Origin of the sequence: Agrobacterium sp. D14 (assembly GCF_001526505.1) — a bacterium.
Taxonomy (GTDB): Bacteria; Pseudomonadota; Alphaproteobacteria; order Rhizobiales; family Rhizobiaceae; genus Agrobacterium; species Agrobacterium leguminum.
The window spans coordinates 1-492 of sequence record NZ_ASXX01000061.1 but is presented as its reverse complement, the minus strand read 5'-3'; the positions used below and the strand labels follow the sequence as shown (position 1 = coordinate 492).

The 492-nt window shown below is 55.3% G+C and carries 1 protein-coding gene; it reads left to right on the top strand.

Translation table 11 applies throughout. The features are described 5' to 3' along the window. Positions 1-7 precede the first annotated feature (7 nt). A partial coding sequence (locus tag L901_RS22910; protein WP_371259726.1) for an ACT domain-containing protein occupies positions 8-492 on the top strand: 485 nt, incomplete at its 3' end.

The following is a 492-nucleotide window of genomic DNA, read 5'->3' as shown; positions in this document are numbered from 1 at the left end:
AAAACGAATGACATCCTATGTTCTGACCGTAGCCTGCAAATCGACCCGTGGCATTGTGGCTGCGATTTCCGGTTATCTGGCGGAAAAAGGCTGCAACATCGTCGACAGTTCGCAGTTCGATGACCTCGAGACCGGCAAGTTCTTCATGCGCGTCTCCTTCATCTCCGAAGAAGGCGCCACCCTTGAGGCCATCACCGACGGCTTCAAGCCGGTGGCGGAAAAATTCGGCATGGAGGCGGATATCTATCCGGACGGCCAGCGCATGAAGACGCTGTTGATGGTCTCCCGTTTCGGCCATTGCCTCAACGACCTGCTCTATCGCTGGAAAATCGGCGCATTGCCGATCGACATCGTCGGCGTCGTCTCCAATCATTTCGATTACCAGAAAGTCGTCGTCAACCACGACATTCCCTTCCACCACATCAGGGTGACGAAGGAGAATAAACCCAAAGCCGAAGCCCAGCTGATGGACCTGATCGAGACCAGCGGCAC